This is a genomic window from Variovorax stachyos, assembly GCF_051400855.1.
GTDB lineage: Bacteria > Pseudomonadota > Gammaproteobacteria > Burkholderiales > Burkholderiaceae_C > Variovorax.
In genome coordinates this window covers 20,119-46,235 of the sequence record NZ_JBLFFN010000019.1, presented here as the reverse complement: position 1 = coordinate 46,235, position 26,117 = coordinate 20,119, and the positions used below count along the sequence as shown (strand labels likewise).

Annotated in this window: 27 protein-coding genes and 1 other RNA gene; 11 read left to right on the top strand and 17 right to left on the bottom strand. The window is 65.9% G+C overall.

Going from position 1 to position 26,117, the window contains the following annotated elements; translation table 11 throughout:
- Positions 1-23: 23 nt before the first annotated feature.
- The 16 genes from crcB to gyrA form a co-directional block, all read right to left on the bottom strand.
- Positions 24-395, bottom strand: a complete 372-nt coding sequence (crcB, locus tag ACMGEZ_RS24695) for a fluoride efflux transporter CrcB (protein WP_436824916.1) — start codon at positions 393-395, stop codon at positions 24-26.
- Between the two features lie 18 nt (positions 396-413).
- Positions 414-1,709: a TRAP transporter large permease gene (locus tag ACMGEZ_RS24690; protein ID WP_436824978.1), complete on the bottom strand. Its 1,296-nt coding sequence runs from the start codon at positions 1,707-1,709 to the stop codon at positions 414-416.
- A gap of 172 nt (positions 1,710-1,881) precedes the next feature.
- Positions 1,882-2,415: a TRAP transporter small permease gene (locus ACMGEZ_RS24685; protein WP_436824915.1), complete on the bottom strand. Its 534-nt coding sequence runs from the start codon at positions 2,413-2,415 to the stop codon at positions 1,882-1,884.
- A gap of 3 nt (positions 2,416-2,418) precedes the next feature.
- Entirely contained in the window at positions 2,419-3,387 is a 969-nt protein-coding gene (locus ACMGEZ_RS24680) for a TRAP transporter substrate-binding protein (protein ID WP_436824914.1), read from the bottom strand.
- A gap of 179 nt (positions 3,388-3,566) precedes the next feature.
- On the bottom strand, positions 3,567-3,722 hold the full coding sequence (locus ACMGEZ_RS24675; protein WP_436824913.1) for a hypothetical protein: 156 nt from the start codon (positions 3,720-3,722) through the stop codon (positions 3,567-3,569).
- Positions 3,719-3,922, bottom strand: coding sequence for a ComEA family DNA-binding protein (locus tag ACMGEZ_RS24670; RefSeq protein WP_436824912.1), 204 nt, complete (start codon positions 3,920-3,922; stop codon positions 3,719-3,721). Before ACMGEZ_RS24670 ends, ACMGEZ_RS24675 begins: the two co-directional genes overlap by 4 nt.
- A gap of 129 nt (positions 3,923-4,051) precedes the next feature.
- Entirely contained in the window at positions 4,052-5,236 is a 1,185-nt protein-coding gene (lapB, locus tag ACMGEZ_RS24665) for a lipopolysaccharide assembly protein LapB (RefSeq protein ID WP_436824911.1), read from the bottom strand.
- Positions 5,226-5,543 carry a LapA family protein gene (locus ACMGEZ_RS24660; protein ID WP_436824910.1) on the bottom strand — a complete coding sequence of 106 codons (318 nt, stop codon included), beginning with the start codon at positions 5,541-5,543 and terminating at the stop codon, positions 5,226-5,228. Before ACMGEZ_RS24660 ends, lapB begins: the two co-directional genes overlap by 11 nt.
- 32 nt (positions 5,544-5,575) lie before the next feature.
- Positions 5,576-5,896, bottom strand: coding sequence for an integration host factor subunit beta (locus tag ACMGEZ_RS24655; RefSeq protein ID WP_436824909.1), 321 nt, complete (start codon positions 5,894-5,896; stop codon positions 5,576-5,578).
- Positions 5,897-5,946: 50 nt separating this feature from the next.
- The gene (rpsA, locus tag ACMGEZ_RS24650; RefSeq protein WP_068685144.1) at positions 5,947-7,635 is read right to left on the bottom strand and encodes a 30S ribosomal protein S1; all 1,689 of its coding nucleotides are present in this window, start codon (positions 7,633-7,635) and stop codon (positions 5,947-5,949) included.
- Positions 7,636-7,804: 169 nt separating this feature from the next.
- Positions 7,805-9,802 carry a bifunctional 3-phosphoshikimate 1-carboxyvinyltransferase/cytidylate kinase gene (locus ACMGEZ_RS24645; RefSeq protein WP_436824908.1) on the bottom strand — a complete coding sequence of 666 codons (1,998 nt, stop codon included), beginning with the start codon at positions 9,800-9,802 and terminating at the stop codon, positions 7,805-7,807.
- Positions 9,803-9,804: 2 nt separating this feature from the next.
- Positions 9,805-10,683, bottom strand: coding sequence for a prephenate dehydrogenase (locus ACMGEZ_RS24640; protein WP_436824907.1), 879 nt, complete (start codon positions 10,681-10,683; stop codon positions 9,805-9,807).
- Between the two features lie 10 nt (positions 10,684-10,693).
- Positions 10,694-11,812, bottom strand: a complete 1,119-nt coding sequence (pheA, locus tag ACMGEZ_RS24635) for a prephenate dehydratase (RefSeq protein ID WP_436824906.1) — start codon at positions 11,810-11,812, stop codon at positions 10,694-10,696.
- A gap of 18 nt (positions 11,813-11,830) precedes the next feature.
- Positions 11,831-12,898, bottom strand: coding sequence for a 3-phosphoserine/phosphohydroxythreonine transaminase (serC, locus tag ACMGEZ_RS24630; protein WP_436824977.1), 1,068 nt, complete (start codon positions 12,896-12,898; stop codon positions 11,831-11,833).
- Between the two features lie 50 nt (positions 12,899-12,948).
- Complete coding sequence (locus tag ACMGEZ_RS24625; protein ID WP_068685153.1) at positions 12,949-13,524, bottom strand: DUF2059 domain-containing protein; 576 nt, start codon at positions 13,522-13,524, stop codon at positions 12,949-12,951.
- Positions 13,521-16,169, bottom strand: coding sequence for a DNA gyrase subunit A (gene gyrA / locus ACMGEZ_RS24620; RefSeq protein ID WP_436824905.1), 2,649 nt, complete (start codon positions 16,167-16,169; stop codon positions 13,521-13,523). Before gyrA ends, ACMGEZ_RS24625 begins: the two co-directional genes overlap by 4 nt.
- 225 nt (positions 16,170-16,394) lie before the next feature.
- Between gyrA and ompA the strand changes: the two genes are divergently transcribed.
- The 9 genes from ompA (at position 16,395) to ACMGEZ_RS24575 (ending at position 24,310) form a co-directional block, all read left to right on the top strand.
- Complete coding sequence (ompA, locus tag ACMGEZ_RS24615; protein ID WP_436824904.1) at positions 16,395-17,054, top strand: outer membrane protein OmpA; 660 nt, start codon at positions 16,395-16,397, stop codon at positions 17,052-17,054.
- Between the two features lie 114 nt (positions 17,055-17,168).
- The gene (gene ubiG, locus ACMGEZ_RS24610; protein WP_436824903.1) at positions 17,169-17,891 is read left to right on the top strand and encodes a bifunctional 2-polyprenyl-6-hydroxyphenol methylase/3-demethylubiquinol 3-O-methyltransferase UbiG; all 723 of its coding nucleotides are present in this window, start codon (positions 17,169-17,171) and stop codon (positions 17,889-17,891) included.
- The gene (locus ACMGEZ_RS24605) at positions 17,888-18,556 is read left to right on the top strand and encodes an HAD family hydrolase (RefSeq protein ID WP_436824902.1); all 669 of its coding nucleotides are present in this window, start codon (positions 17,888-17,890) and stop codon (positions 18,554-18,556) included. The genes ubiG and ACMGEZ_RS24605 overlap by 4 nt, the downstream gene beginning before the upstream one ends.
- A gap of 12 nt (positions 18,557-18,568) precedes the next feature.
- Positions 18,569-18,954: a transfer-messenger RNA gene (gene ssrA, locus ACMGEZ_RS24600) on the top strand.
- Positions 18,955-19,103: 149 nt separating this feature from the next.
- Entirely contained in the window at positions 19,104-19,298 is a 195-nt protein-coding gene (locus ACMGEZ_RS24595) for a hypothetical protein (RefSeq protein WP_436824901.1), read from the top strand.
- On the top strand, positions 19,295-20,008 hold the full coding sequence (locus tag ACMGEZ_RS24590) for a phytanoyl-CoA dioxygenase family protein (protein WP_436824900.1): 714 nt from the start codon (positions 19,295-19,297) through the stop codon (positions 20,006-20,008). Before ACMGEZ_RS24595 ends, ACMGEZ_RS24590 begins: the two co-directional genes overlap by 4 nt.
- 75 nt (positions 20,009-20,083) lie before the next feature.
- Positions 20,084-21,787 (top strand): methyltransferase regulatory domain-containing protein, encoded by a 1,704-nt coding sequence (locus tag ACMGEZ_RS24585; RefSeq protein ID WP_436824899.1) that lies wholly within the window; start codon positions 20,084-20,086, stop codon positions 21,785-21,787.
- Between the two features lie 145 nt (positions 21,788-21,932).
- A complete protein-coding gene (gene ggt, locus ACMGEZ_RS24580) occupies positions 21,933-23,552 on the top strand; it encodes a gamma-glutamyltransferase (protein WP_436824976.1) in 1,620 nt (539 codons plus the stop codon).
- Complete coding sequence (locus tag ACMGEZ_RS24575; RefSeq protein WP_436824898.1) at positions 23,552-24,310, top strand: pseudouridine synthase; 759 nt, start codon at positions 23,552-23,554, stop codon at positions 24,308-24,310. Before ggt ends, ACMGEZ_RS24575 begins: the two co-directional genes overlap by 1 nt.
- Here the strand turns inward: ACMGEZ_RS24575 and ACMGEZ_RS24570 are convergent.
- Positions 24,307-24,474 carry a hypothetical protein gene (locus tag ACMGEZ_RS24570; protein ID WP_436824981.1) on the bottom strand — a complete coding sequence of 56 codons (168 nt, stop codon included), beginning with the start codon at positions 24,472-24,474 and terminating at the stop codon, positions 24,307-24,309. The genes ACMGEZ_RS24575 and ACMGEZ_RS24570 overlap by 4 nt on opposite strands.
- Here ACMGEZ_RS24570 and ACMGEZ_RS24565 point away from each other — a divergent pair.
- Positions 24,398-25,330, top strand: a complete 933-nt coding sequence (locus ACMGEZ_RS24565; RefSeq protein WP_436824897.1) for a YVTN family beta-propeller repeat protein — start codon at positions 24,398-24,400, stop codon at positions 25,328-25,330. The genes ACMGEZ_RS24570 and ACMGEZ_RS24565 overlap by 77 nt on opposite strands.
- Complete coding sequence (locus ACMGEZ_RS24560) at positions 25,317-26,111, top strand: polysaccharide deacetylase family protein (RefSeq protein WP_436824896.1); 795 nt, start codon at positions 25,317-25,319, stop codon at positions 26,109-26,111. The genes ACMGEZ_RS24565 and ACMGEZ_RS24560 overlap by 14 nt, the downstream gene beginning before the upstream one ends.
- Positions 26,112-26,117: the final 6 nt, after the last annotated feature.

Sequence of the window (26,117 nt, the reverse complement as noted above, 5' to 3'; positions counted from 1 at the left end):
CGCCCCTTGCGCAAGCCCTGCAATCAGGCGCCGAACTGCTGCACCGTGCGGATGCCGAGCCAGGTGAGAAAGAGCGAGCCGCAGACATGCAGCGCCGCGGTGCCCAGCGCCATGCCGAGGCGCTCGTTCATCAGCATCGAGACGACTTCGGCCGAGAAGCTGGAGAAGGTGGTGAGCCCGCCGAGAAAGCCGGTGATGAGCAGCAGGCGCCAGGTGGGGTCGAGCTGCGGCATCGCCTGGAACACGGCGACTGCGATGCCGATCAGGTAGCCGCCGATCAGGTTGGACGCGAGCGTGCCGTAGGGGAAGGCGGCGGTCGTGAGCCAGAGGCTGAGGCCCCAGCGGGCCAGCGCGCCTAAGGAGGCGCCGATGCAGATGGCGAGAACAGGCAGCACGGCGCGGATTCTAAGGACTCACTTCTCAACACCCATCACCGCGTTGGGCAGGACCGTCACGATGGCCGGGAACACGGTGATGAGCCCGATGCACAGCACCAGGCAGAAGAAGAAGGGAATCGCGGCCTTGGCGATCACGTTGCTGTCCTTGCCGGTCATGTTCTGCAGCACGAAGAGGTTGAAGCCCACGGGCGGCGTGACTTCCGCGATCTCGACGAGCAGCACGACGAAGATGCCGAACCAGACGAGGTCGAAGCCGGCCTTCTGGATCATGGGCAGCACCACCGCGCTGGTCAGCACGATCATCGAGATCCCGTCGAGCGCCGTGCCCAGCACCAGGTACACCAGCACCAGCGCACCGATCAGCGCGTAGGGCGAGAGCTGCATGCCGTCCACCCACTCGGCCAGCTCGCGCGGGATGCCGGTGAAGGCCATCGTCTTGGTCAGGAAGGCGGCGCCGGCCAGGATGAACATGATCATGCAGCTGGTGCGCGTGGCGCCCATGATGCCGTCCTTGAAGTTCTGCCAGTTGAGGCTGCGGCCCCACGCCGCGATGGACAGCGAGCCCAGCACGCCGAAGGCGGCACACTCGGTGGCCGTGGCCCAGCCGGCGACCAGCACCCAGACGATGAAGACGATCAACAGGCCGCAGGGGATCAGGTTGCCGGAGAGGCGGATCTTTTCCCGGAAACTCGTCGGCGGATCGGCCGGCGGCACCTGGTCCGGGTTGCGAAGACTCCACCAGCCGATGTAGCCCGAAAAGAGCAGCATCAACAGCAGGCCGGGGAGAAAGCCTGCGAGGAAGATGCGGATGATCGAGGCATCGGCCGCGACCGCGTACACGACCATGGTGATGGAAGGCGGAATCAGGATGCCCAGCGTGCCGGCGGTGGCGAGGGAGCCGATGGCCAGCTTTTCGTTGTAGCCCCGGCGCTTGAGTTCAGGCAGTGCCACCTTGGCGATCGTGGCGCAGGTTGCGGCCGAGGAGCCCGAGACCGAGCCGAATACGCCGCAGCCGAGGATGGTGGTGTGCATCAGCCGGCCCGGCACGCGGTTGAGCCACGGCCGCAGGCCCTCGAACATCTCTTCGCTGAGGCGGGTGCGAAACAGGATCTCGCCCATCCAGATGAACAGCGGCAGCGCCGCGAGTTCCCAGCTGGCGTTGCTTTCCCAGAAGGCCGAGAACAGGTTCTTGCCGGGCAGCGTGTTGGTGAAGAAGGCCTGTCCCACCCAGCCGACGATGGCCAGCGTCATCGCGATCCAGACGCCGCCCGCGAGCAGCACGAGCATGATGGCGAGCAGCAGCGCGCCCATGAGGAGGGTGTCCACGCGTTACCTTTTCAGTTGAAGCCAAAGCTTTGGCCTCGCCTGGCAAGCGAAGCGAAGCCCGTTCGGGAAACACCGCGGAACCGGCTTGGCCGGGCCGCTGGTGTTGCCCCCTTGATGGGGGAGGCGGTTACACGAAGCGAGCAAGCAACGGGGGTGGTCATATGTCGGAGGAGAAGTCGCCAGCGGCGTGGCGCTCTTCGACCGCGCGCTGGTAGCTCGGTTTTTCGCCGCGCACCACGCCCACGAGCTCGTCGATCATGGCGACGAGCAGCAGCCAGCAGCCGATGACGAAGGTCGACTGCGGAATCCAGATCGGGATGACGAGGAGGCCGGTCGCCATCTCGGCGAACTCATAGCTCTCCCATGTGAAGCTGGTGGCCCAGTAGGTCAGGTAGGCGACCGAGGCGGCGGCGATCAGCAGGCAGGCGACATCGAGCACGCGCCGCACCTTGGGCGGCACCGCGTCGAGCAGCAGCGTCACCCGCACGAAGTCGCCATGGCGAAAGGCGTGCGCCATCGCGAAAAAGGAGGCGGCGGCGCACAGCCAGGCCACCGCATCGTTCATTCCGCTCACATGCCAGTTCATCTGCCGGCCGACGCCGCCCACGACCATCAGCACGAAGATCAGGAACACGCAGAAGGCGCCGAGCGCCCCTGCGCCGAGGTAGAGGCGGTCCAGCAGGCGGCGCATCGACTACTTCTTCTTGTACGCGTCGAGGATGGCCTGGCCCTCGGCGCCGGCGGCCTTGAGCCAGTCGGCCTGCATGATGCCGCCGACCTGGCGCATGTCCGCGTCGAGCTTGGCCGAGGGCTTGTGGATCTTCATGCCGCGCTCGGCCAGCAGGCGCTTGTATTCGTCGTTCTTTTCCTGCGCGATCTTCCAGCCGCGTGCTTCCGTATCCGCTGCCGCCTTGGTCACCGCCGCCTTGGTGGTGGGATCGAGCGCATCGAAGGCCTTGGCATTGACCAGCACCGCGTTCTTGGGGATCCAGGCCTGCGTGTCGTAGAAATTTTTGATGTGCTCGTAGGTCTTCGTGTCGTAGCCGGTGGAGCCTGAACTCATGTAGCTCTCGATCACGCCGGTGGCCATGGCGGCGCTCAGTTCTGCCTGCTGGATCTGCACCGGCTGCGCGCCGATCAGCTCCGCGATCTTGGCCGTGGCCGGGCTGTAGGCGCGCCACTTGATGCCGCGCAGGTCGGCCACCGATGCAATTTCCTTTTTCACGTAAATGCCTTGCGGCGCCCAGGGCACCATGAACAGCACCTTGATGCCCTGCGCGGCCAGCAGCTTCTCCATGGCCGGCTTGGAGGCCTCGTAGAGCTTTTTGGCCTCGGGGTAGGTGGTGGCGAGGAAAGGCACGCCGTCCAGCGCATAGATCGGGTTCTCGTTGGCGTAGTTGGCCAGCAGGATCTCGCCGGCCTGGGCCTGGCCGCTCTGCACGGCGCGCTTGATTTCGGGCGCCTTGAAGAGCGAGGCGTTCGCATGCACGGTGATCTTGAGCTTGCCGCCGGTGGCGGCGTCCACGTCCTTGGCGAACTGGGTGATGTTCTCGGTGTGGTAGTTGGTGGCCGGATAGGCCGTGGGCAGGTCCCACTTGGCTTGCGCGAAAGCCGCTGCACCGAGGGTGAGGCCGGCGAGGGCGATGCCGAACTTGTGAATCATGGGCTCTCCAGAACGTACGGATAGGAAAAGGCGTCGAGGAGCATACGTGCAAATATCGGGCCACCGCGTGGGGCTTTCCCCTGACGGCGCCCGGTGACGCGTACTGGCGGCGCTCGCAAAAAAGCCGCCCCGGGGGCGGCTTTGGCTTTGGCAATGCGGCGTGGCTGCCCGCGGGGTGCTCAGGGCTTCGGCTCGGCCTTCTTTGCCGCGCCGTCGGCCTTGTCCTTCTTCGACTCGGCCTTGGCGACCTTGCTCGCCGGCGCCGCGCCGCCGAAGCTTTGGCCGTTGACCGTCAGGCCCTCGGCCGACAGCTTGGCAGCCGCCTTTTCCTTCACGCCTTGACGCGGCTCATGAGGTCGGGCCAGTCCTTGAAATCTCCACCCTTCTTTCGCTCGTCGATGATGCGCTTGGAGAGCGAAGGACCTACGCCCCTGACGGCATCGAGCTCGGCGTCGCTCGCCTTGTTGGCATCGACGGCCGCCCACGAGGCAGCGGCAAACAGCATGGCCATGATGGCCAGAATCTTCTTCAGCATTCTTGAAATTTCCCTGTCAACGTTGTGAAAGGGACGCTCCTCGCGTCCCGCCGCATGCGGATTGCATGCGGCGTGGATTTGAACGAAAAGATCGCGAACGTTGTTGGCGTTGCGACAATTGGAGGGATTTCAGAGCTCTTCGACGCGCCGCGGCGGATAGCTGTCCCAGGCCTGGCAACCCGGGCAATGCCAGAAATGCTGATTGGCCTCGAAGCCGCAGGCGGCGCAGCGATAGCGCATCAGCGGCCGCGTGGCCTGGTCCAAGGCCCGCTGCACGGGCTGGTGGTACTGCTCATGCGCGAAGCGCTCGCCGGCCAGCCAGCGCGCGGCTGCGACCAGCGAGGGTTGATGGCTCAGATGGGCGATGTAGCCGTCGCGCGGCTCGGGGGGGGCCGAGGCTTCCGCCGCGACATCGTCGGGCAGCACCGGAGTGCCGCCTAGCGCCATGATGGCCTCGAGCACGTCGATGGAAGGCGACTCTGCATAGCGGCGCTGCAGCATGACCAGTGCCTCGCCACCGCGCTGCGATGCGACCGCGGCCTGCTGGAGCATCGTGGCGTAGAGCGGCAGCGCCAGCGGCGCGGTCTCGCACAGGGCGGCGAGCGTGCTGTAGGCGCCGGCGGAATCGCCGTTGCGCAGCTGCAGCGCGGCGGTGTCGATGGCCGGCCTCGGCGCCTGCGGGGCCAATGCGACCGCCTGTTCCAGCAGTTGGGCGGCCGCCTGGGCGTGCCCGGCAGCCACCTGCTCGGCGGCCTGCTCGCAGAGGTGATGCGCGCGGCGCACGCTGTAGCTGGCCTGCTCGGCCTCGTCGAGCTTGTGTGCGACGGCTGCGGCCTGTGTCCATTCGCGCGAGCGCTCGTAGATGGCAAGCAGCGCCAGCCGGGCCTCGTTCTCGTAGCGGGTGCCTTCGAGCTTCTGCAGGGCAGCCTCGGCGCGGTCGAGCAGCCCGGCGCGCAGGAAGTCCTGCGCCAGCGCGTGCTGCGCGCGGTCGCGATCGGCTCGGCTCAGGTCGCCCCGCCCCAGCAGGTGCTCGTGCACGCGCACGGCCCGCTGGTATTCGCCGCGGCGGCGGAACAGGTTGCCGAGCGCGAAGTGCAGCTCCTGAGTGTCGGGATCGTTCTGCACGGCCTCGATGAAGGCGTCGATGGCCTGATCCTGCTGCTCGTTGAGCAGGAAGTTGAGGCCGCGGAAGTAGGCCTTGGGAGCCTGGAGGTTCTCGATGCGCAGCTGCCGAAGGTCGAAGCGCGAGGCGAGCCAGCCGAGGATGAATGCGAGCGGCAGGCCGAGCAGCAGCCAGCTGAAGTCAAAGTCCATGTTGGCGTACGGCGGGCAGGTCGGTCGTGGCGGCGGGCGGCGCGGGCGCGGGGCTTGTCGTGGCAGCAGGGGCGGCATTGCCGGGCAACTGGGCCGCTGCGCTGCGGTGCTTCCACCAGCCCGGCAGCATGCCGAGTGCGCCCACCACGAGCCCGCCCGCAAAGGCGGCGAGCACCACCAGCACCAGCGGCGCGCGCCAGGAGGTGCCGAAGAAAAAGTAGACGGTGGCGTCGTGCTGGTTGTTCAGCGCGAAAGCGAAGAGGGTAAAAAAAATGGCTGCCTTGAGCAGCCACAGGAGATATTTCATGCGCGTCCCCGTTGGCGGGGGAATTCTATGCTTCAGCCTTCGCGCCGACGCTGCTCGGCATCCAGCTCCGCGGTGCGCGCATCGACCGCTTCGCGCAGGGCCTTGCCCGGCTTGAAGTGCGGCACGCGCTTCTCTGGAATCTGCACGCTTTCGCCCGAACGCGGATTGCGCCCGACGCGTGGCGGACGCCGGTTCACCGTGAAGCTGCCGAAGCCGCGGATCTCGATGCGGTGCCCGCGCACCAGCGCATCGCTCATCGCGTCAAGAATGGTCTTGACGGCGTATTCGGCGTCGCGATGCGTGAGTTGCGCGAAGCGGGCCGCGAGTTCCTCAACCAGGTCCGAACGAGTCATAAAACCACAGAAGGACACGGTGAGGGAAGCTCACCGTGTTCTCCTCTGTTTCATTTTTCGTTGTTGCTGTCGAGCTTGGCGCGCAGCAGGGCGCCCAGGCTGGTCGTGCCCGCGTTCTCGCGTGCCGACTGCTGGCTCAGGTTGGCCATCGCGCCTTGCTCGTCGGCCAGGTCCTTCTGCTTGATCGACAGCTGGATGTTGCGGGTCTTGCGATCCACATTGACCACCACGGCCGTGACTTCGTCGCCTTCCTTGAGCACGTTGCGGGCATCTTCCACGCGGTCGCGGGAGATCTCGCTGGCGCGCAGGTAGCCGATGATGTCGTCGCCCAGGTCGATCTCGGCGCCGCGCGGGTCGACGGTCTTGACCTTGCCGGTCACGATCTGGCCCTTGTCATTCACGGTGGTGAAGGTGGTGAAGGGGTCGCTGTCGAGCTGCTTGATGCCGAGGCTGATGCGCTCGCGGTCGACGTCGACGGCCAGCACGATCGCTTCGACTTCCTGGCCCTTCTTGTAGTTGCGCACGGCGGTTTCGCCGGGCTCGTTCCACGAGAGGTCGGACAGGTGCACCAGGCCATCGATGCCGGCAGCCAGGCCCACGAACACGCCGAAGTCGGTGATCGACTTGATCGGACCCTTGACGCGGTCGCCGCGCTTGGTGTTCTGCGCGAATTCCTGCCACGGGTTGGCCTTGCACTGCTTCATGCCCAGGCTGATGCGGCGCTTGTCTTCGTCGATCTCGAGGACCATGACTTCGACCTCGTCACCCAGCGAGACGATCTTGTTGGGGGCGATGTTCTTGTTGGTCCAGTCCATCTCGGAGACGTGCACCAGGCCCTCGATGCCGGGCTCGAGCTCGACGAAGGCGCCGTAGTCGGCGATGTTGGTGACCTTGCCGAACAGGCGCGTGCCTTGCGGGTAGCGGCGCGAGACGCCCATCCACGGGTCGTCGCCCATCTGCTTGAGGCCCAGCGAGACGCGGTTCTTCTCGGTGTCGAACTTGAGGATCTTGGCCGTGATTTCCTGGCCGGCCTGCACCACCTCGCTCGGGTGGCGGACTCGGCGCCAGGCCATGTCGGTGATGTGCAGCAGGCCGTCGATGCCGCCGAGGTCGACGAACGCACCGTACTCGGTGATGTTCTTGACCACACCGCGCACGACTGCGCCTTCCTTCAGGGTCTCCATCAGCTTGGCGCGCTCTTCGCCCATGCTGGCTTCGACCACGGCGCGGCGCGAGAGCACCACGTTGTTGCGCTTGCGGTCGAGCTTGATGACCTTGAATTCGAGGGTCTTGTTCTCGTAGGGGGTCAGGTCCTTGATCGGACGGGTGTCGATCAGCGAGCCCGGCAGGAAGGCGCGAATGCCGTTGACCAGCACGGTCAGGCCGCCCTTGACCTTGCCGCTGGTGGTGCCGGTGACGAAGTCGCCGGATTCGAGTGCCTTCTCGAGCGCCAGCCAGGAGGCCAGGCGCTTGGCGGTGTCGCGCGAGAGGATGGTGTCGCCGTAGCCGTTCTCGACACTGCCGATGGCCACGGAGACGAAATCGCCGGCCTGGACTTCGAGTTCGCCCTTGTCGTTCTTGAACTCCTCGATCGGGACGTAGGCTTCGGACTTGAGGCCGGCGTTGACCACGACGTGGTTGTGTTCGACGCGCACGACTTCGGCGGTGATGACCTCGCCGCTGCGCATTTCGGAACGCTTCAGGGATTCTTCGAATAGGTCGGCAAAAGATTCAGACATGTGTGGATTCCTTCCGTCACGCAGGGTTTTCAGCCGCAAATGCAAGATCGCGGGGGCGGCTGGCTGGGTCTGGAGACGGCGGTTGTGGGCTGGTAGCCCGGGTTGAGTTGAACAACCAGCAAGCCGGTGCGCTGTCGCGCGGCGGGGACCTGCTGGACCGAAACGCCCTTCAGGAGGACCCGAAGGGCTGTACTTCCTGCCACCAGGACAGCACTTGCTCGACCGATTGCTCGACCGAGTGAGTGGAGTTGTCCAGGAGGCGGGCATCAGGCGCCGGCTTCAAAGGGGCGACGCTGCGGGAGGAGTCCCGAAGGTCGCGCGCTTCCAGATCGGCGCGAAGACCGTCGAGTGTAGCGGAAATACCCTTTGAAATCAATTGCTTATGCCGCCTCTCCGCTCGTTGGGAGGCGCTGGCGGTCAGGTAGACCTTGAGGGCGGCGTCGGGAAAGACGACTGTCCCCATGTCGCGGCCGTCGGCCACCAGGCCGGGCAGGCGGCGGAAGCTCTTCTGCAGCGCCAACAGCGCCCGTCGCACGGCCGGCAGCGCAGAGACACGGGAGGCGTCCATGCCGGCCGCCTCGGTACGGATGGCGTCGCTGACGTCCTCGCCGGCCAACAGCACCTTGCCGTCAGCGAAGCGCAGGGGCAGGGTGCGCGCGAGTTCGGCGATCCGTGCTTCGTGGGCCGCATCCGCCTCGAGGCCGTTGCGGCGCATTGCGAGGCCGGTTACGCGGTAGAGCGTGCCCGAATCGAGATAGTGGTAGCCCAACTGGTATGCCACTGCCACGGCAAGCGTCCCCTTGCCCGAGGCCGAAGGGCCGTCGATGCAGATCACCGGCACCTCGGCAGCTTCGGCCACCGAGAACAGGGTCTCGAAATAGTCGGGGAAGGTCTTGGCGACGCAATGCGGCTCGAGGATGCGCACGGGCAGCCCGGCCGGGTTGAAGGCTGCCAGCGAGAAGCACATGGCCACCCGGTGATCGTCGTAGGTGCGGATGCTCGCGGCACGCCAGTCGGCCGCGCCGAGAGGGTGCACGCGCAGGAAGTCGGGACCGTCCTCGACGACGGCCCCCAGCTTGCGCAGTTCCCTGGCCATGGCGTCGATGCGATCAGTCTCCTTGACGCGCCAGCTTGCGATGTTGCGCAGCAGGCACGGGCCGTCGGCGTAAAGCGCCATGACAGCCAGGGTCATCGCGGCGTCCGGAATGTGATTGGCGTCGAGCTCGATGGCCTTGAGCGGCCACGCACCGCGCGAGATCGCCAGCCAGTTGGGGCCGCTGTCGATCAGGGCGCCCATCTGCCGCGCCGCCTCGACGAAGCGGATGTCGCCCTGGATCGAGTCAGCGCCGACCCCCTCGATGCGGATGCCCTCGCCCGTGGCGATCGCGCCGAGCGCGATGAAGTAGCTGGCGGAGGACGCGTCGGCTTCGACGTGGATGTCCCCGGGCGAGCGGTAGCGGCTGCCGGCCGGGATGACGAAGCGTTCCCAACCTTCGCGCCGGACCTCGATCCCGAAGCGCGCCAGCAGGTTGAGCGTGATTTCGATATACGGCTTGGAGATCAGTTCGCCGACGACATCGATCATGATGTCCCGCTCCGCCGCGGCCAGGGGAAGTGCGAGGAGCAGGGCGGTCAGAAACTGGCTCGAGACATCGCCGCGCACCCGGATCGGCGCGGCGAGCTGGAGTGCGTCGAGCGGCACCGGATGGATGGCCAAGGGCGGATAGCCGGGGTTGCCGAGGTAGTCGATGCGACAGCCGAGCTGCACCAGCGCGTCGACCAGGTCGCCGATGGGCCGCTCGTGCATGCGCGGCACGCCGGTGAGCTCGAATTCGCCGCCGAGCAGCGACAGCGCCGCCGTCAGCGGGCGCATCGCGGTGCCGGCATTGCCCAGGAAGAGCTTGGCCCCGGAGGTGCGGGGCCGGCCGTCGAGGCCCTCGATGCGCAGCGCGGCGCCCGCGCGATCGATGCGGCAGCCGAGCGCGGCGAGGGCATCGAGCATCACTCGCGTGTCGTCCGAGTCCAGCAGGTCGTGCACGATCGTCGTACCGCTGGCGAGCGCGGCCAGCAGCAGCACCCGGTTGGAAATGCTCTTGGAGCCCGGCAGCCGCACGGTCCCGCCAGCACCCGCGAGCGGTGGGAGGTCGAGGAAGGGCGTGGAGAACATGGTCAGTCGGGCGACACGCCGGCGCCCGGCTGCCATCGCGCACGGGCGGCACTCGCTGCGGCGATGGCTTCCTCGAGGGCCTGCGAATCGCCCGCGCTCATCAGTGCTTCGAGCTGCGACAGGGCCGTGCGAAAGGCCTGCGACTGCTGCAATACCTGCTCGCGATTGGCCAGCAGCACATCGCGCCACATCGCGGGGTCGCCCGCTGCAATGCGCGTGAAGTCGCGAAAGCCGGGGCCGGCCAACTCCAGGAAGCGTGGTCCCTCGGATTGGGCCGTGATGGCATTGGTGAAGGCGAAGGCGAGCAGGTGGGGGAGGTGGCTGACGGCTGCGAAAGCCTTGTCGTGCGCCTCTGGCGTCATGGTCACGACCTTGGCACCGATTCCGGACCAAGCCTGCGTTGCGCGCTGCACGTTGGAACGCAGCGTCGCCTTGACGGGCGTCAGGACCACCTGGCGACCGGCGTAGAGGCTCGCATCGGCATGCTCTACGCCGGCGACCTCCTTGCCGGCGATCGGATGCGCGGGAACGAAGCTGGCGAACTGGTCGTGCAGGCCGCGTCGCGCTGCCTCGATCACGTCACCCTTGGTCGAACCCACGTCCATCACGAGCATCTGCTCGGTGATGCCGTGGCGAATCGCCTTGAAGGTAGCTTCGGAGGCGCCCACCGGCACCGCGATCAGCACCAGGTCGGCGCCAGACACCGCGAGCAACGCAGAGGGCGCCGCGACGTCGATCACGCCCATCTGCCGGGCGCGCTCGGTAGTCGAGGGCGACTTGCTGTAGCCGACCACGCGCTTCACCAGCTTGGCGCGCTTGAGCGCCAGTGCGAAGGAGCCGCCCATCAGGCCGCAGCCGATCAAGCCGAGCTGTTCGAACATGGCTGCGACCTCAGGCGGTGACGGGGTAGGCCCCGATGATCTTGTAGAACGCGCAGAGCTTGCGCAGTTCGGCGAGCGCGGCAGCGACGTTGGGCTGCGAAGGATGGCCGTCGAGGTCGATGTAGAAGTAGTACTCCCACTGGCCGGTCCGCGCGGGGCGCGACTCGAAGCGGGTCATCGAAACGTCGTTGAGCTTGAGCGGTACCAGCAGGTCGTGCACGGCGCCGGGCCGGTTGGGCACGGAGACCACCAGGCTGGTGCAGTCCTTGCCCGACGCGGGCGGCATGGCCAGGGTCTGCGGCAGGCAGATGACGGCGAAGCGGGTGCGGTTGTACGAGTCGTCCTGGATGGCATGCGACACGATGTGCAAACCGAAGCGCGTGGCGGCCCGCTCGCTGGCCAAGCCCGCCCAGGCCGGATTGCCGGCCGCGAGGCGGGCGCCCTCGGCATTGCTGGAGACGGCGCGCCGCTCGGCATGCGGCAGATGCTTGGACAGCCAGGTCTGACACTGCGCGAGCGCCTGCGGGTGTGCAAGGACCGCTTCGATACCCTCCAGCGAATTGACCGTGCGCAAGAGATGGTGACGCACCAGCAGGCTGACTTCGCCCACCACGTGGGTCGGGGAGTGCAGGAACAGGTCGAGCGAGCGCGTGACCACACCTTCGGTGGTGTTCTCGACGCCGACCACGCCGTATTGCGCGCTACCCGCTGCCGTGGCGTGGAAGACCTCGTCGAAGCTGGCGCAGTAGATCAGGTCGGCGGCGCCGCCGAAGTACTCGATGGCCGCCTGCTCGCAGAAGGTGCCCTCGGGGCCGAGCACGGCGACGCGCTGCGGCGACTCGAGCGCCAGGCAGGCCGACATGATCTCGCGCCAGATGGCGGCCACGTGCAGTGGCTTGAGCGGGCCCTGGTTGCTCTGCTGCATCTTCTCGATCACCTGCGCGACGCGGTCGGGTCGGAAGTAGGGCGTGCCTTCGCGCTTCTTGACCTCGCCCACCTGCTCGGCGACATGCGCGCGGCGGTTGAGGAGTTCGAGCAGTTGCCGGTCGAGCGAATCGATCTGCACCCGCAGGTCGGCAAGGCTGGCGGAAGGGTCGGAGGCGGGGGGCTGGGGCGTGGAGGCGGTCATCGGTCAGGTCGCGCGCATCTACGCGTGCGACTGCTCGAATTCTCGCATGTAGCCCACCAGCGCCTGCACACCTTCGAGCGGCATCGCGTTGTAGATGCTGGCCCGCATGCCGCCGACGGACTTGTGGCCCTTGAGCTGCAGCAGGCCGGCCTCGCGCGCGCCCGCCAGGAAAGCCTCGTTCCGGCTCTCGTCCTTGAGGAAGAACGGAACGTTCATGCGCGAGCGGCAGTCGGGCGCGACCCGGTTCTCATAGAACGGCGAGGCGTCGATGAAGTCGTAGAGCAGTCGCGCCTTGGCGATGTTGCGTTGTTCCATCGCCGCCACCCCGGTCAGCGCGCCCTCGGTCTGTTGCCGCAGCCATTGGAAGGTGAGTCCGGCAATGTAGATGGCCCAGGTCGGCGGGGTGTTGTACATGGACTTGTTGTCCGCGACGATCCGGTAGTTGAAGGCGCTGGGGCAGATCTCGAGCGCATGGTCCAGCAGGTCGTCGCGCACGATCACCAGCGTCAGGCCAGCCGGGCCGAGGTTTTTCTGGGCGCCGCCGAACGCCAGGCCGACGCGCTTCCAGTCGACCGGTCGCGAAGCCACGTGCGAGGAGAAGTCGATGACCAGGGGGGACTTGCTGCCCAGCGCGGCGAGATCAGGCAACTCCTGGAACTCGACGCCGTGAATGGTCTCGTTGGAGCACAAGTGCACGTACGAGGCATCCCCCGAAAGCTGCCAGGTCGCGGGCGCGGGCATTCGTGTGTGCCGGCTCTCGGCGTTGGACGCCGCGATGCGGGTCTGGCAGTAGCGCTGCGCCTCCTTGTGCGACTTGGTGCTCCAGCTGCCGGTGATCACGAAGTTGACGTTTCCGCCGCGCGACAGGTTCATCGGGACGATGGCGTTCTCGCCCAGGCCGCCGCCCTGCATGAAGAGGATGTGGAACTGCTCGGGCACCGCGAGCAGCGCGCGCAGGTCGGCTTCGGCCTGCGCGCAGATCGCGCCGAACTCCTTGCCGCGATGGCTCATCTCCATCACGCTCATGCCGCTGCCGTGCCAGTCCAGCATCTCGGCGGCGGCGCGTTGCAACACCGCCTCCGGCATCGCAGCCGGACCGGCGGAGAAGTTGTACGGGCGTCGACCCGCGCCCGACGTCACTTCTTGGCGGGCGCCTTGGGCGCGGACTTGGCCGGTGGAGCGCCTTCCGTCGGGGCCCCCAGAGCCTTGGCGACATTGGCGTCGAGCGTGCGCATTTTCGGCTCGATGCTGGAGCGGGTTTCGGCCACGAGCTTTTCCGTCAGCGCCGTCTGCATCTTGGGATTGAGTTCCTGGTACTTCTTGCTCAGGGGCGAGTTGATCCACGCCAACAGCTGACGCAGTTCTTCTTCGCTGAAGTTGTCGCGCAGGATCGGGCCTAGCGCGTCAGGCGCGAGCGCCACGGCCTTGTCGCGCACGATCGGGTAGGCCTCGTCGAAGTACTTCTTGAGCTCGGCGTCGGCAGCCTTGGCGGCGGCCTCGCGCTTCTCGGCGGGGACCTGTGTCTGCAGGTATTGCGAGCCGGCCTGCGCGATGGGTGCGCTCGACTGCTCGACCAGTCCGCGTGCGAGCGCCTCGATGCCGGGGCGCTGCAGGTCGAGGAACTGCTTGACCATTGCCGGCTTGTCCTGGGCCATGGCCATCGAACTGCCGGCCAGCGCGACCGCGAGGAGCGCGAACTTGAATTTTTTCACTGAGGGTTCTCCGTTGAAGATGTTGAAGTAGCGTCGTCGGCGCCGTTGTCGTTGTCCGCATTCGCGTCGTTTTCGACGATGCGCTGCAGGCCGCTGAGCTTGGCGCCTTCGTCGAGCCCGATCAGCGTGACGCCTTGCGTCGCGCGGCCGAGTTCGCGGATTTCGGAGACTCGGGTGCGCACGAGCACGCCCTTGTCGGTGATGAGCATGATTTCGTCGTCGGCGTGCACCAGGGTGGCAGCCACGACCTTTCCGTTGCGCTCACTTTGTTGAATGGCAATCATGCCTTTGGTTCCGCGGCCGTGACGCGTGTACTCGGTAATGCTTGTGCGTTTTCCGTAACCATTTTCCGTCGCGGTGAGCACGCTTTGCTCCTCGTCCTCGGCCACGAGCATGGCGATCACCCCCTGGCCGTCCTCCAGCGTCATGCCGCGCACGCCGCGCGCATTGCGGCCCATGGGGCGCACGTCGTTCTCGTCGAAGCGCACGGCCTTCCCGCCGTCGGAGAACAGCATCACGTCGTGCGCGCCGTCGGTCAGCGCGGCGCCGATGAGGTAGTCGCCCGGGTCCAGGTCGACCGCGATGATGCCGGCCTTGCGCGGGTTGCTGAACTCGTCGAGCGCGGTCTTCTTGACCGTGCCCATGGAGGTCGCCATGAAGACGTACTGGTTGGCCGGGAAAGTGCGCTTTTCGCCCGTGAGCGGCAGCACGACGTTGATCTTCTCGCCCTCCTGCAGCGGGAACATGTTGACGATCGGCCGCCCGCGCGAGCCGCGCGAACCCGCCGGAGCCTCCCACACCTTGAGCCAGTAGAGCCGGCCGCGGTTGGAGAAGCAAAGGATGTAGTCGTGCGTGTTGGCGATGAAGAGCTGGTCGATCCAGTCGTCTTCCTTGGTGGCCGTGGCCTGCTTGCCGCGGCCGCCGCGCTTCTGCGCCCGGTACTCGCCGAGCGGCTGGCTCTTGATATAGCCGGCGTGGGACAGGGTGACGACCATGTCGGTCGGCGTGATCAAGTCCTCGGTGGACAGGTCGAAGGCGCTGTGCTCGACCTGGCTGCGGCGCGCGCCCAGCTTTGTCTGGCCGAACTCCTGCTTGAGGGTGGCGAGCTCGTCGCCGATGATGGTCGACACGCGCTCGGGCTTGGCCAGGATGTCCAGCAGATCGTCGATCTCGGCCATCACTTCCTTGTACTCGGCCACGATCTTGTCCTGCTCCAGGCCGGTCAGGCGCTGCAGACGCATCTGCAGGATTTCCTGCGCCTGCGTGTCCGAGAGACGGTAGAGGCCGTCAGAGCTCATGCCGAACTCGCGCTCCAATCCGTCCGGGCGGTAGTCGTCGGCATTGACGATGCCGCCGTCGGCGCGTGCCCGGGTGAGCATCTCCCGCACCAGCTTGCTGTCCCAGCGGCGCGTCATCAGCTCTGCCTTGGCGACTGGCGGCGTCGGCGCGTTGCGGATGATGGCGATGAACTCGTCGATGTTGGCCAGCGCGACCGCCAAGCCTTCGAGCACGTGGCCGCGCTCGCGCGCCTTGCGCAGGTTGAACACCGTGCGGCGCGTCACGACTTCGCGCCGGTGCTGCAGGAAGACCTCGATCAGGTCCTTCAGGTTGCACAGCTTCGGCTGGCCATCCACCAGCGCAACCATGTTGATGCCGAAGGTGTCCTGCAGCTGAGTCTGCTTGTAGAGGTTGTTGAGCACGACCTCGGGCACCTCGCCGCGCTTGAGCTCGATCACCAGCCGCATGCCGGACTTGTCGGACTCGTCCTGGATATGGCTGATGCCCTCGATCTTCTTCTCGTGGACCAGCTCGGCCATGCGCTCCTGCAGCGTCTTCTTGTTGACCTGGTAGGGCAGCTCGTCGACGATGATCGCCTGCCGTTGGCCGCGGTCGATGTCCTCGAAGTGGCACCGGGCGCGCATCACCACCTTGCCGCGGCCCGTGCGGTAGCCGTCCTTGATTCCATTGACGCCGTAGATGATCCCGGCGGTGGGGAAGTCGGGCGCCGGGATGATCTCCATCAGGTCGTCGATGCTGGCATCCGGGTGGCGCAGAAGGTGCAGGCAGCCGTCGACGACTTCGTTCAGGTTATGAGGAGGGATATTGGTCGCCATCCCGACCGCAATGCCGCCTGAACCATTGACCAGCAAATTCGGCAGTTTGCTTGGCAATACCAGCGGTTCTTTCTCGCTGCCGTCGTAATTGGGACCGAAATCGACCGTTTCCTTGTCGATGTCGGCCAGCATTTCATGCGCAATCTTCGCGAGCCGAATTTCCGTGTAGCGCATCGCGGCAGCGTTGTCGCCGTCGACTGACCCGAAATTGCCCTGCCCATCGACAAGCATGTGGCGCATCGAGAAGTCCTGGGCCAGCCGCACGATGGTGTCGTAGACCGACTGGTCACCGTGCGGGTGGTACTTGCCGATAACGTCGCCGACGATACGCGCCGACTTCTTGTATGGCCGGTTCCAGTCGTTGTTGAGCTCGTGCATCGCGTACAACACGCGCCGATGAACTGGCTTGAGGCCGTCGCGCGCATCGGGGAGGGCGCGTCCCACGATCACGCTCATGGCGTAATCGAGATAGCTGCGGCGCATTTCCTCTTCGAGGCTGATGGGCAAGGTTTCTTTGGCGAACGACGTCATGGGCAGCGGGCTGACAGCAAGGAACCGGAAATTTTACGCCGTGCACGGTGTCGCACCGCCGCAACACAAGGCCGGGATTCCGCCTCCGTCCTACGGTTCAGGGGCGTCTGCCGGGCGGTTTGCCAAAGATCCCATGGCACAATCGCCTCAACGTTTTGGGTGGTGGTCACTTAAAGCGTCCTTGATTCGCAGCGCGGCTGCGGCTTTTTCCCCAAGAGGAGAACCATGAAGAAACTGAATAAAGTGGCGATGATGTTTGCAGTCGCTGCGCTCGCCACTGCCGCCGGCGCGCAGACCCGTGTCACCGCCGCGAACGGTGGGCCCGTGATCGACAACTGGCAAAACGGCACTGGCGAATTGGTCTGGAAGAACGGCACCAACGAACTCTGCTGGCGCGATGCAAACTGGACGCCTGCCACGGCTGCCGCCGGCTGCGACGGCGCCCTGGTTCCGCCGCCGCCTCCCGCTGCCGTGACCCCGGCTGCACCGGCACCCGCTGCTCCGCCGGCTCCTCCGGCTGTTGCCGCCTCGAAGGTTACCTTCGCTGCCGATGCGTTCTTCGATTTCGACAAGGCCGTGCTCAAGCCCGAAGGCCGCGCCAAGCTGGATGACCTGGTCTCGAAGATCCGCGACGTGAACCTGGAGGTGATCATCGCTGTCGGTCACACCGACTCGATCGGCACCGACGCCTACAACCAGCGCCTGTCGGTTCGTCGCGCTGAAGCCGTCAAGGCCTATCTGGTCTCGAAGGGCATCGAACGCAACCGCGTCTACACCGAAGGCAAGGGCGAGAAGCAGCCCGTCGCCGACAACCGCACCCGCGAAGGCCGCGCCAAGAACCGTCGCGTGGAAATCGAAGTGGTCGGTACCCGCGCCAACCGTTGATTCGCAAGAATCCTCAAAACGAACCCCGCCTCGGCGGGGTTTTTTAATGGGTAAATGCATTGCGGATTCGCCGAGAATGGGCTAGGGCAATTCGCGACGTTTCATAATCCGCATATGACCGAAACCGTGAATGCCGATCCAGCGGAGCTCGCCAAATTCTCAGAGCTGGCTCACCGCTGGTGGGATCTGGAAAGCGAATTCCGGCCGCTCCATGAAATTAATCCGCTCCGCCTTGAGTGGATCGAAAGTATTACGCCGATAGTGGGGCGCCGAGTGCTTGACGTGGGCTGCGGCGGCGGAATCCTCGCCGATGCCATGGCGCGGCGCGGTGGCGACGTGCTTGGTATCGACTTGGCCGACAAGGCCCTCAAGGTGGCTCAGCTGCACGCGCTGGAGGCTGCGACGCGCGGCGTCAAATATCGCCAGATCAGCGCCGAGGCGCTGGCCGCCGAGCAGCCTGAGAGCTTCGACGTCGTTACTTGCATGGAGATGCTGGAACACGTCCCGCAGCCGGCCTCCGTGGTGAACGCGTGTGCGCGCTTGGTCAAGCCCGGCGGCTGGGTCTTCTTCTCGACCATCCATCGCAACCTCAAGTCTTTCCTGTTGGCGATCGTCGGGGCGGAATACGTGCTGGGCATGCTGCCGCGCGGCACCCACGAATACCGGAAACTGATCCGGCCGAGCGAGCTGGCGGCTCACTGTCGCGCCGCAGGACTCGACCTGCGCCAGACGCGCGGCCTGCAGCACAATCCCGTCACGCGCCGGTACTGGCTCAGCGACGACACCAGCGTCAACTACATGTTTGCGACGCGTAAGCCCCCGGTGTCCCAGTCATGATCTCCGCTGCCAGTACCAGAGCCGTCTTGTTTGACCTCGACGGCACACTGATCGATAGCGCGCCCGACCTGGGCGGCGCAGCCGATCAAATGCGCACCGACCGCGGACTGGCCTCGCTGCCGATGGAGCGCTATCGCCCCATGGCCGGCGCCGGCGCGCGCGGGATGCTGGGCGTGGCGTTTGGTATCACGCCTGACGCGCCGGACTTCGCAACGCTGCGCGAGGAGTTTTTCCTCAACTATGAAGGTCGGATGATGCGCACGCGGGTATTCGAAGGGGTGACCGAACTGGTGGAGGCGCTTTGCGCACGCGGCCTGCAGTGGGGCGTGGTCACCAACAAGTCGGTCCGTTTCACCGAGCCGCTCACGCGTGCGATGCCGTTGTTCGCCACGGCGCGTGCGATCGTCAGCGGCGACACCACGCCGTTCGCGAAGCCGCATCCCGAGCCGCTGTTCGAGGCGGCACGGCAACTGGGCGTGGCGCCGGAGCACTGCATCTACGTGGGCGACGACGAGCGCGACATGGCGGCTGGGCGCGCCGCGGGCATGGGCACGGTGGCTGCGGCCTACGGCTACATGGGCGCTGATGCAGACATCACGCTCTGGGAAGCGGACGCGGCCATTGAATCGCCCCTGGAGCTCTTGCAACTATTGGAAGCGGCCTAAAATAGGTGCCTTGGGGCTGCACTGGTTTCGACGTGGGTTCGGAATCGCAGCGGGGCATGTCGAGCTGAATGCGCTCGTAAAACAGATTCAAACAAACTAACTGCAAACGACGAACGTTTCGCACTCGCCGCTTAATTGCCGGTGAGCTTTGCAACAGCACGCCGATGGGCTGGGCAAGGGGGCACGGAGCAATCCGCGCCTCCCGGCTGCAAAGATAATCTACATCGGCTGGCTTCGATCCGGGTACCTTGGGTCGAGGCGAGATCCAAGGGTACTGGCGGCCGGTGTAGCGTGCGACTGCGCGACACCGGTGGCGAGACTCAAAACAGATCGCTAAACATGTAGATCTGCGCGAAGAAGGCTTGCGGACGGGGGTTCAAATCCCCCCAGCTCCACCATTCAACTTGCAAAGACTTTGTCTTTGCGTTCACGATGTCGCGGTTTGCTCCCCAGCGGTCGACATCGGTCATTGCCTCCATCCTCCCTTCAAGTACGATGCCGCGCCGATCGGTTCTGTCGGGCCAGCGCGCATTCTGGGAGACGCACAATGACAATCACCACACCTTCGATGCAGCCCGTCACTTGGAGTGACCTGTGCGAGGCGGGCTTCTGGCGCTCGCTCGCGCCGCAGCTTTGCATCGGCGGCGTGCAGTCGGATGTGGGGACCACGCCGGGGCAGAGCACTGAACGGCTCGCGCGACGGATTCGAAGGATGGTTATTTCGGCGACAGCGATGAGGTGATCGGGCGGCTGGCTCCGCTGGTCGGCGAGGCGGTGAAGCGCTGCGTCGCTGTCGGGCTGCCGGCCGTGTTCGCGTGGGTCTACGACGAGCCGTGGACTTGCTACGCGCGCTTGCGGCCCGTGTTCGAGCATTTCCTGGGCGCCGAATTCAAGCCGTTGCCGGCGTTCTGGGCATGGCACGTCGATCCCAAGAAGGGGGAGACCGGCTGGAAGCCGCACCGCGACAATCGCTACAACTCACTCGCCGCGGATGGGTCACCGATCTCGCTCACCTGCTGGATCCCGCTGTCCGACGCGAACCCGCTCAACAGCTGCATGTACATCGTGCCAAGGCACATGGATCCCGGTTACAGCACGCCCGCTGGCATGCCGGAGCCGCCGACGCCTGTGTTTGCCGCGCGTGCGCTTCCGGCGAAGCCCGGCGATTACCTGGTCTGGAACCAGTGCGTGATGCACTGGGGCGGCCCGACGAGCGAATTTGCCGAGCACCCGCGCATGAGCATGGCGCTGAATTTCAGCGCGGCGATGTTCAACCCATCATGCAGCCATTCCGGCGCGGGGAACATCTCCCGGCCATGCCTCCCTTGCTGGAGCGGAAGCCCCATCCCGGCTTCGATGCCCGCCTGCAACTCATCGCACGTCAGATCCTCCAGTACCAGCACATGTATGGCTTGTCGCAGGGTCTCGCCGACCTCGCGGCGTACTTGCTGACGGCGCCCACGCGGGACGACTAGCTGCGGCGCCCACGCGGCAAATTCTGATTCTTTCTTTGGCATTCCTCGCGCGTTGTCGCACGCGGGCTATAGTCCGCCTCGCTCGCGCCTGCAGCCAGAGGGGATCAGCCCTCCGGCATGCAACGGAGACACCCCGTGGCCGGCGCGCTGGAGGATACACATGGAATCATCGACGACGCCCACGACCTCGAACTACTACGATGTCGTTCCGTACGAGTCTCATCCCTTTCCGCAATCGACGATTGAGCACCTCGAGGCCCTGGCCTTCCTTTTCGGCCTCGCCACGCCGCCGGTCAAGAAGGCGCGTGTGCTCGAACTGGGCTGCGCCGCGGGCGGTAACCTGATCCCCATCGCCGCCCGCCATCCAGAAGCGTCGATGATGGGCGTGGATCTGTCCTCGGTACAGATCCAGCAGGGCCAGGCGGTCATCGACCAAGCGCAACTCAAGAACATCGAACTGCGGGCTCTGGACATCACACGCATCGACGCTTCTTTCGGCCAGTTCGACTACATCATCTGCCACGGCGTCTACAGCTGGGTGCCGGCGCCGGTGCAGGACGCGATCCTGCGCATCTGCTCCCAAAACCTGGCGCCCGAAGGCGTCGCCTACATCAGCTACAACGTCTACCCGGGCTGGAAGGCCCGCGAGATCGTGCGCGATGCCATGATCCTGCGCGGCGCCCCGCGCGACGAGCCCGACGAGAAGCTTTCCTATGCCCGCGGCATGCTCGAGTTCCTGGAACAGTCGGCACGGCCGGACAGCGTGCTCAAGAAGACTTTGGAAGAGAACATGCCGATCGTGCGCAACTCGGGGGCGTACTACCTCCTGCACGAGTTCCTCGAGCCGCACAACGCCCCTTGCTACTTCAAGGAGTTCGCCGCGCGCGCCGGCGCGCACGGTCTCAGCTACCTGGCGGATGCCGAGCCCTCGACCATGTTCGTGCAGAACTACGGGGAAAAGGTGCGCGATCCGCTGCTGAGGGAATGCGGGGGCAGCCAGATCATGATGGAGCAGTACCTGGATTTCCTGGTCAACAGGACCTTCCGGCAGACGCTGCTCGTCAAGCAAGAGCGTGCCTCTGGCGTTCGTTATCGCCTGGATACCGAGCGCATCAGGGGGCTCGAGTACGCCGGGGTGTTTTCGGCCGAAGACGGCGAAGTGCTCACGCTCGATGCGCGCGAGCAGGTCTGCCGCGCGATACGCAACCTCAAGGTCACACTGCGCCTGCCGGTCCACAAAGCGGTGGCCCAGGTGCTCGACGAGCGCTATCCGGCGAGCACGCCAACCGATACGCTGATCGCCGCGGTCTCGGCGCGCACCGGCGAGCCGCGCGCCGCCGTTGAGACGCCGGTCATGGCAATGCTCGAGGAACTGCTGATCCTCGGCGCGGTCCGCATCCGGCGCACGCCGCCACAGGCCAGCGTCGCAGTGTCTGCCTTCCCGCGGGCGGCGGCCGTGACGCGCAATGCGCGGGGTCTTGCGCTGAGTGCCGGGCCAACCGCGGTCGCCTGCAACCAATGGCATGAGCTGGTGGGACTCTCTCTGCTCGAGCGCTGCTTGCTGCCCTTGCTCGACGGCAAGCATTCCCACGAGGCCCTGGCCCAGCACCTGGCTGCCGAGGCCCGTGCTGGGCGGCTGCGTTTCATCAAGGACGAGAAGCCGCTGACCGAAGAGGCGGCGCTGCGCGAGTTCACTCAGCGACAGGTGGCTCTGGCCTTGCGCGACCTTCGTCGAAAGGCGCTGATAGAGGCATGATGCACTCCTTTGCAAAAAGGAGATCGCCGTGAAACAACTCATGTGGACCACGACAGCGCGTAGCGCGGTCGTGGCGGCTCTGGCACTGGCCGGAGCGGCCCAATTGCACGCCGCATCACAGGCGCCCGTGGCGGCCGAGAACGGCATGGTGGTGAGTGCCCAGCACCTGGCGACAAAGGTCGGCGTGGATGTGCTCAAGCGCGGCGGCAATGCCATCGATTCGGCGGTAGCCGTGGGCTACGCGCTCGCTGTGGTCTATCCGGCCGCCGGGAATCTGGGCGGTGGCGGCTTCATGACCGTGCAACTGGCCGACGGCCGCAAGACTTTCCTCGACTTCCGCGAAAAGGCACCGCTGGCGGCAACTGCCAACATGTACCTCGACAAGGAAGGCAATGTCGTCAAGGGCCTGAGCACCCTTGGCCATCTTGCGGTCGGTGTTCCGGGCACCGTTTCAGGCCTCGAGCTGGCGCGCCAGAAATACGGCACCCTGCAGCGCGCCGCGCTGATTGCGCCGGCGATCGCGCTGGCCGAACGCGGTTTCACGCTGCAGCAGGGTGACGTCGACATGCTCGCCACAGCCACCGCCGAGTTCAAGAAGGATCCGGCCACCGGTGCCATCTTCCTGAACAAGGGCGAGCCCTTCGCGGTCGGCCAGAAGCTGGTGCAGAAGGATCTCGCAAAAACGCTCAAGGCCATCAGCCAGAAGGGGCCCGACGGCTTCTACAAGGGCCCCGTCGGCGCAGCCATCGTCAAGTCGAGCCAGGAGGGCAAAGGCATCATCACCCAGGCCGACCTCGACCAGTACACGACCCGCGAGCTGGCGCCGATCGAATGCGACTACCGAGGCTACCGCGTGATCTCGGCGCCCCCGCCCAGTTCAGGTGGGGTGGTGATCTGCGAGATGCTGAACATTCTCGAGGGCTATCCACTCAAGGATCTCGGTTTCCGCTCGGCCGAGGCGGTGCACTATCAGATCGAGGCCATGCGCCACGCCTACATGGACCGCAACAGCTACCTGGGCGATCCCGATTTCGTGAAGAACCCGCTCGACCGCCTGCTCGACAAGGGCTATGCCGAGAAGATCCGCGCGGTCATCGACCCGAAGAAGGCCGGCGTTTCCAAGGACCTCAAGCCCGGCGTCCCGCCGCATGAAGGCAGCAACACCACCCATTATTCGATCGTCGACCAGTGGGGCAATGCAGTCTCGGTGACCTACACGCTCAACGACTGGTTCGGCGCCAAGGTCACGGCGGCCGGCACCGGCGTGCTGCTCAACAACGAGATGGACGACTTCACCTCCAAGGTGGGCGTGCCCAACCTCTACGGCCTGGTCCAGGGCGAGGCCAATGCCATTGCTCCGGGCAAGCGGCCGCTGTCCTCGATGAGCCCGACCATCATGACCAAGGATGGCAAGCCCGTCTTCGTGGTCGGCACGCCGGGTGGCAGCCGAATCATCACGGTAGTGCTCCACACAATCCTCAACGTGGTGGACTACGGCATGAACGTGCAGGAGGCGGTTGATGCGCCGCGCTTTCACCAGCAGTGGCTGCCCGATGTGACCAACGTCGAGACCTTCGCGCTCAGTCCCGACACCCGCAAGATCCTGACCGACATGGGGCACAACCTCGGGGTGCCCCAGCCGGCCAACCATGTCGCGGCGATCATCGTCGGCGCGCCCTCGTTGGGCGGCAAGCCGGTGGGCAAGAACCGCTTCTACGGCGCCAACGACCCGCGCCGCAACACCGGACTCGCCCTCGGCTACTGATGCGGATCGAGGAGATCCTCTACACCCAGGGCTTCGGCACCCGGCGCGTTTGCGCCGGGCTGGTCCAGCAGGGCTTCGTGCAGGTGGAAGGGGCAGCGGTCACCGACCCAGGCGCCGAGTTCGAGGTGCAGGGCCTGCGTTTCACCGTGCAGGGCAGCGCGTGGGAATACCACGAGAAGGCCTACCTGATGCTGCACAAGCCGGCTGGTACCGAATGCTCGCAGAAGCCCTCGACCTACCCCAGCATCTACACGCTGCTGCCGGCGCCCCTGCGCCAGCGGCCCAACAAGGGCGCGGTGCAGGGCGTGCAGGCCATCGGGCGCCTGGACCAGGACACTACGGGCCTGCTCCTGCTGACCGACGACGGGCAGTTCATCCACCGCATGGGCTCGCCCAAGCACCATGTGCCCAAGGTCTACGAGGTGGGCACGAAGCATCCGGTCGATCCTGGTCAGCTCGAACGCCTGCTGGCTGGCGTGGTGCTCGACGACGATCCCAAGCCGGTGCGGGCGGCGGCCTGCGAGGCGACCGGCCCGCTGCAGCTTCGACTGACCCTGACGGAGGGCAAGTATCACCAGGTCAAGCGCATGCTCGCCGCCGTGGGCAGTCGGGTCGAGACCCTGCACCGGTCCCGCATCGGCCCGCTCGAATTGCCGCAGGACCTGGCGCCTGGCCAGTGGCGATGGCTGGAACCGGACCAGGTCGAAGGCCTGCGAAATGCGCGCGCTGGTCAGCCAGCGAACAGGATCGATCGTTAAAATTCGAAGCCTTCTTCCGGAACGTCCCCCTTGCGCTTCAAGCTCTCCGTTACAGGCCGCCTTTTTGCGGCCTTTTTATTTGCCTGCTTGGCGCTGCCGTCGCCGGCGGCCGAACCACCGCCGGTCTTCGTGCTCAATTCGCTCGATGCAACGGTGAGCGTCATCGATCCGGCGAACTGGAGCGAGAAACAGCGCATCCCGACCGGCAAGGAGCCGCACCATCTCTACCTCTCGCCCGACGAGAGCTCGCTGATAGTCGCCAACTCGGCGGGCGACTCGCTGACCTTCCTCAATCCGCGCACGGCCGAGGTTCAGCGCGTGGTCTACGGCATCATCGATCCGTACCACCTGCGCTTTTCGCCCGACATGAAGTGGTTCGTCACTGCCGGCAACCGGCTCAACCACGTCGACATCTACCGCTGGGACGGCAAGGAGCCCAAGCTGGTCAAGCGCATTGCTTCGGGCAAGACGCCGAGCCACATCTGGATCGACGGCAAGAGCACCACCGCCTACGTGACGATGCAGGACAGCGACGAACTGGTCGCCGTCGACCTCGCCACCCAGACCATCCGCTGGCGCGCCCCTACCGGACCGATGCCTGCCGACATCTTCGGTATCCACGACGGCAAGACCCTGCTCGTGGGGCTCACGGGCAGCGACGGCGTGCAGGTCTTCGACGTCGCCGGGCCGCAGCCCAAGCCCGTTGGCAAGATCCTGACCGGCAAGGGCGCCCATGCCTTCCGCTCGGCCGGCGACGGCCGCAGCGTTTTCGTCAGCAACCGGGTAGCCAACAGCATCAGCCGCATCGACCTGCAGACCCTGCAGGTTGTCGACACCTACCCGGTGCCTGGCGGGCCCGACTGCATGGATGTCTCGGCCGACGGCAAGACGCTCTACGTGACCTCGCGCTGGGCCAAGAAGCTCAGCGTGATCGACCTGGCAGGCCACAAGGTGGTGAGGCAGGTGCCTGTCGGCCGCTCGCCGCACGGGGTGTGGACACTTGATCATGCGAAGCGCTAGGGCCGCGGCATTCCTTCTTCTTGCAGTGGCCGTCGGGCCGGCCGGCGCGCTCGCGCAGGGCAGCTGCACCAGGCCGGTCTACCTGAGCTTCGACACCGGCCACATGGGGGTGGCGCCACTGGTGGCGGATGTGCTCAGGCGCCAGGATGTGCGCGTCACCTTCTTCGCCGCAGCCGAGCGCACCCAAACGGGCGGCGACAGCCTGGACAGCCAGTGGGCGCCGTGGTGGAAGGCGAGGGCGGCCGAGGGCCACGAATTCGCCTCCCACACCTACGACCATGCCTACTGGCGCGGCGACATCAAGGGCGTCGCACCGCGCTTTCGCATACAGCCCTCGGCCGGCGCGTTCGCCGGACGGCAGTTCACCTGGGATGCGCAGCAGTACTGCGCCAACATCGCCAAGGCCTCCGATCGGCTGCAGCACGTCACCGGCAAGAAGCCGCTGCCGCTGTTCCGTGCGCCGGGCGGCAAGACCTCGCCCAAACTGCTGGCGGCCGCGAAGGCCTGCGGCTATGAGCATGTAGGCTGGGCGCCGGCCGGCTTCCTGGGCGACGAGCTGCCGAGCGAAAAATTCAGCAACGAGAAGCTGCTGCGGCAGGCCCTCGATCGCATCCAGCCCGGCGACATCCTGGTCGCGCACCTGGGCATCTGGTCGCGCAAGGATCCGTGGGCGCCGGCGGTGCTGGAGCCCTTGATCGTCGGGCTCAAGGCCAAAGGCTTCTGCTTCGAGACGCTGCGCCAGCATCCGGCATATCGGGCCTGGATCGCCTCGCATTCCTGAATCGCA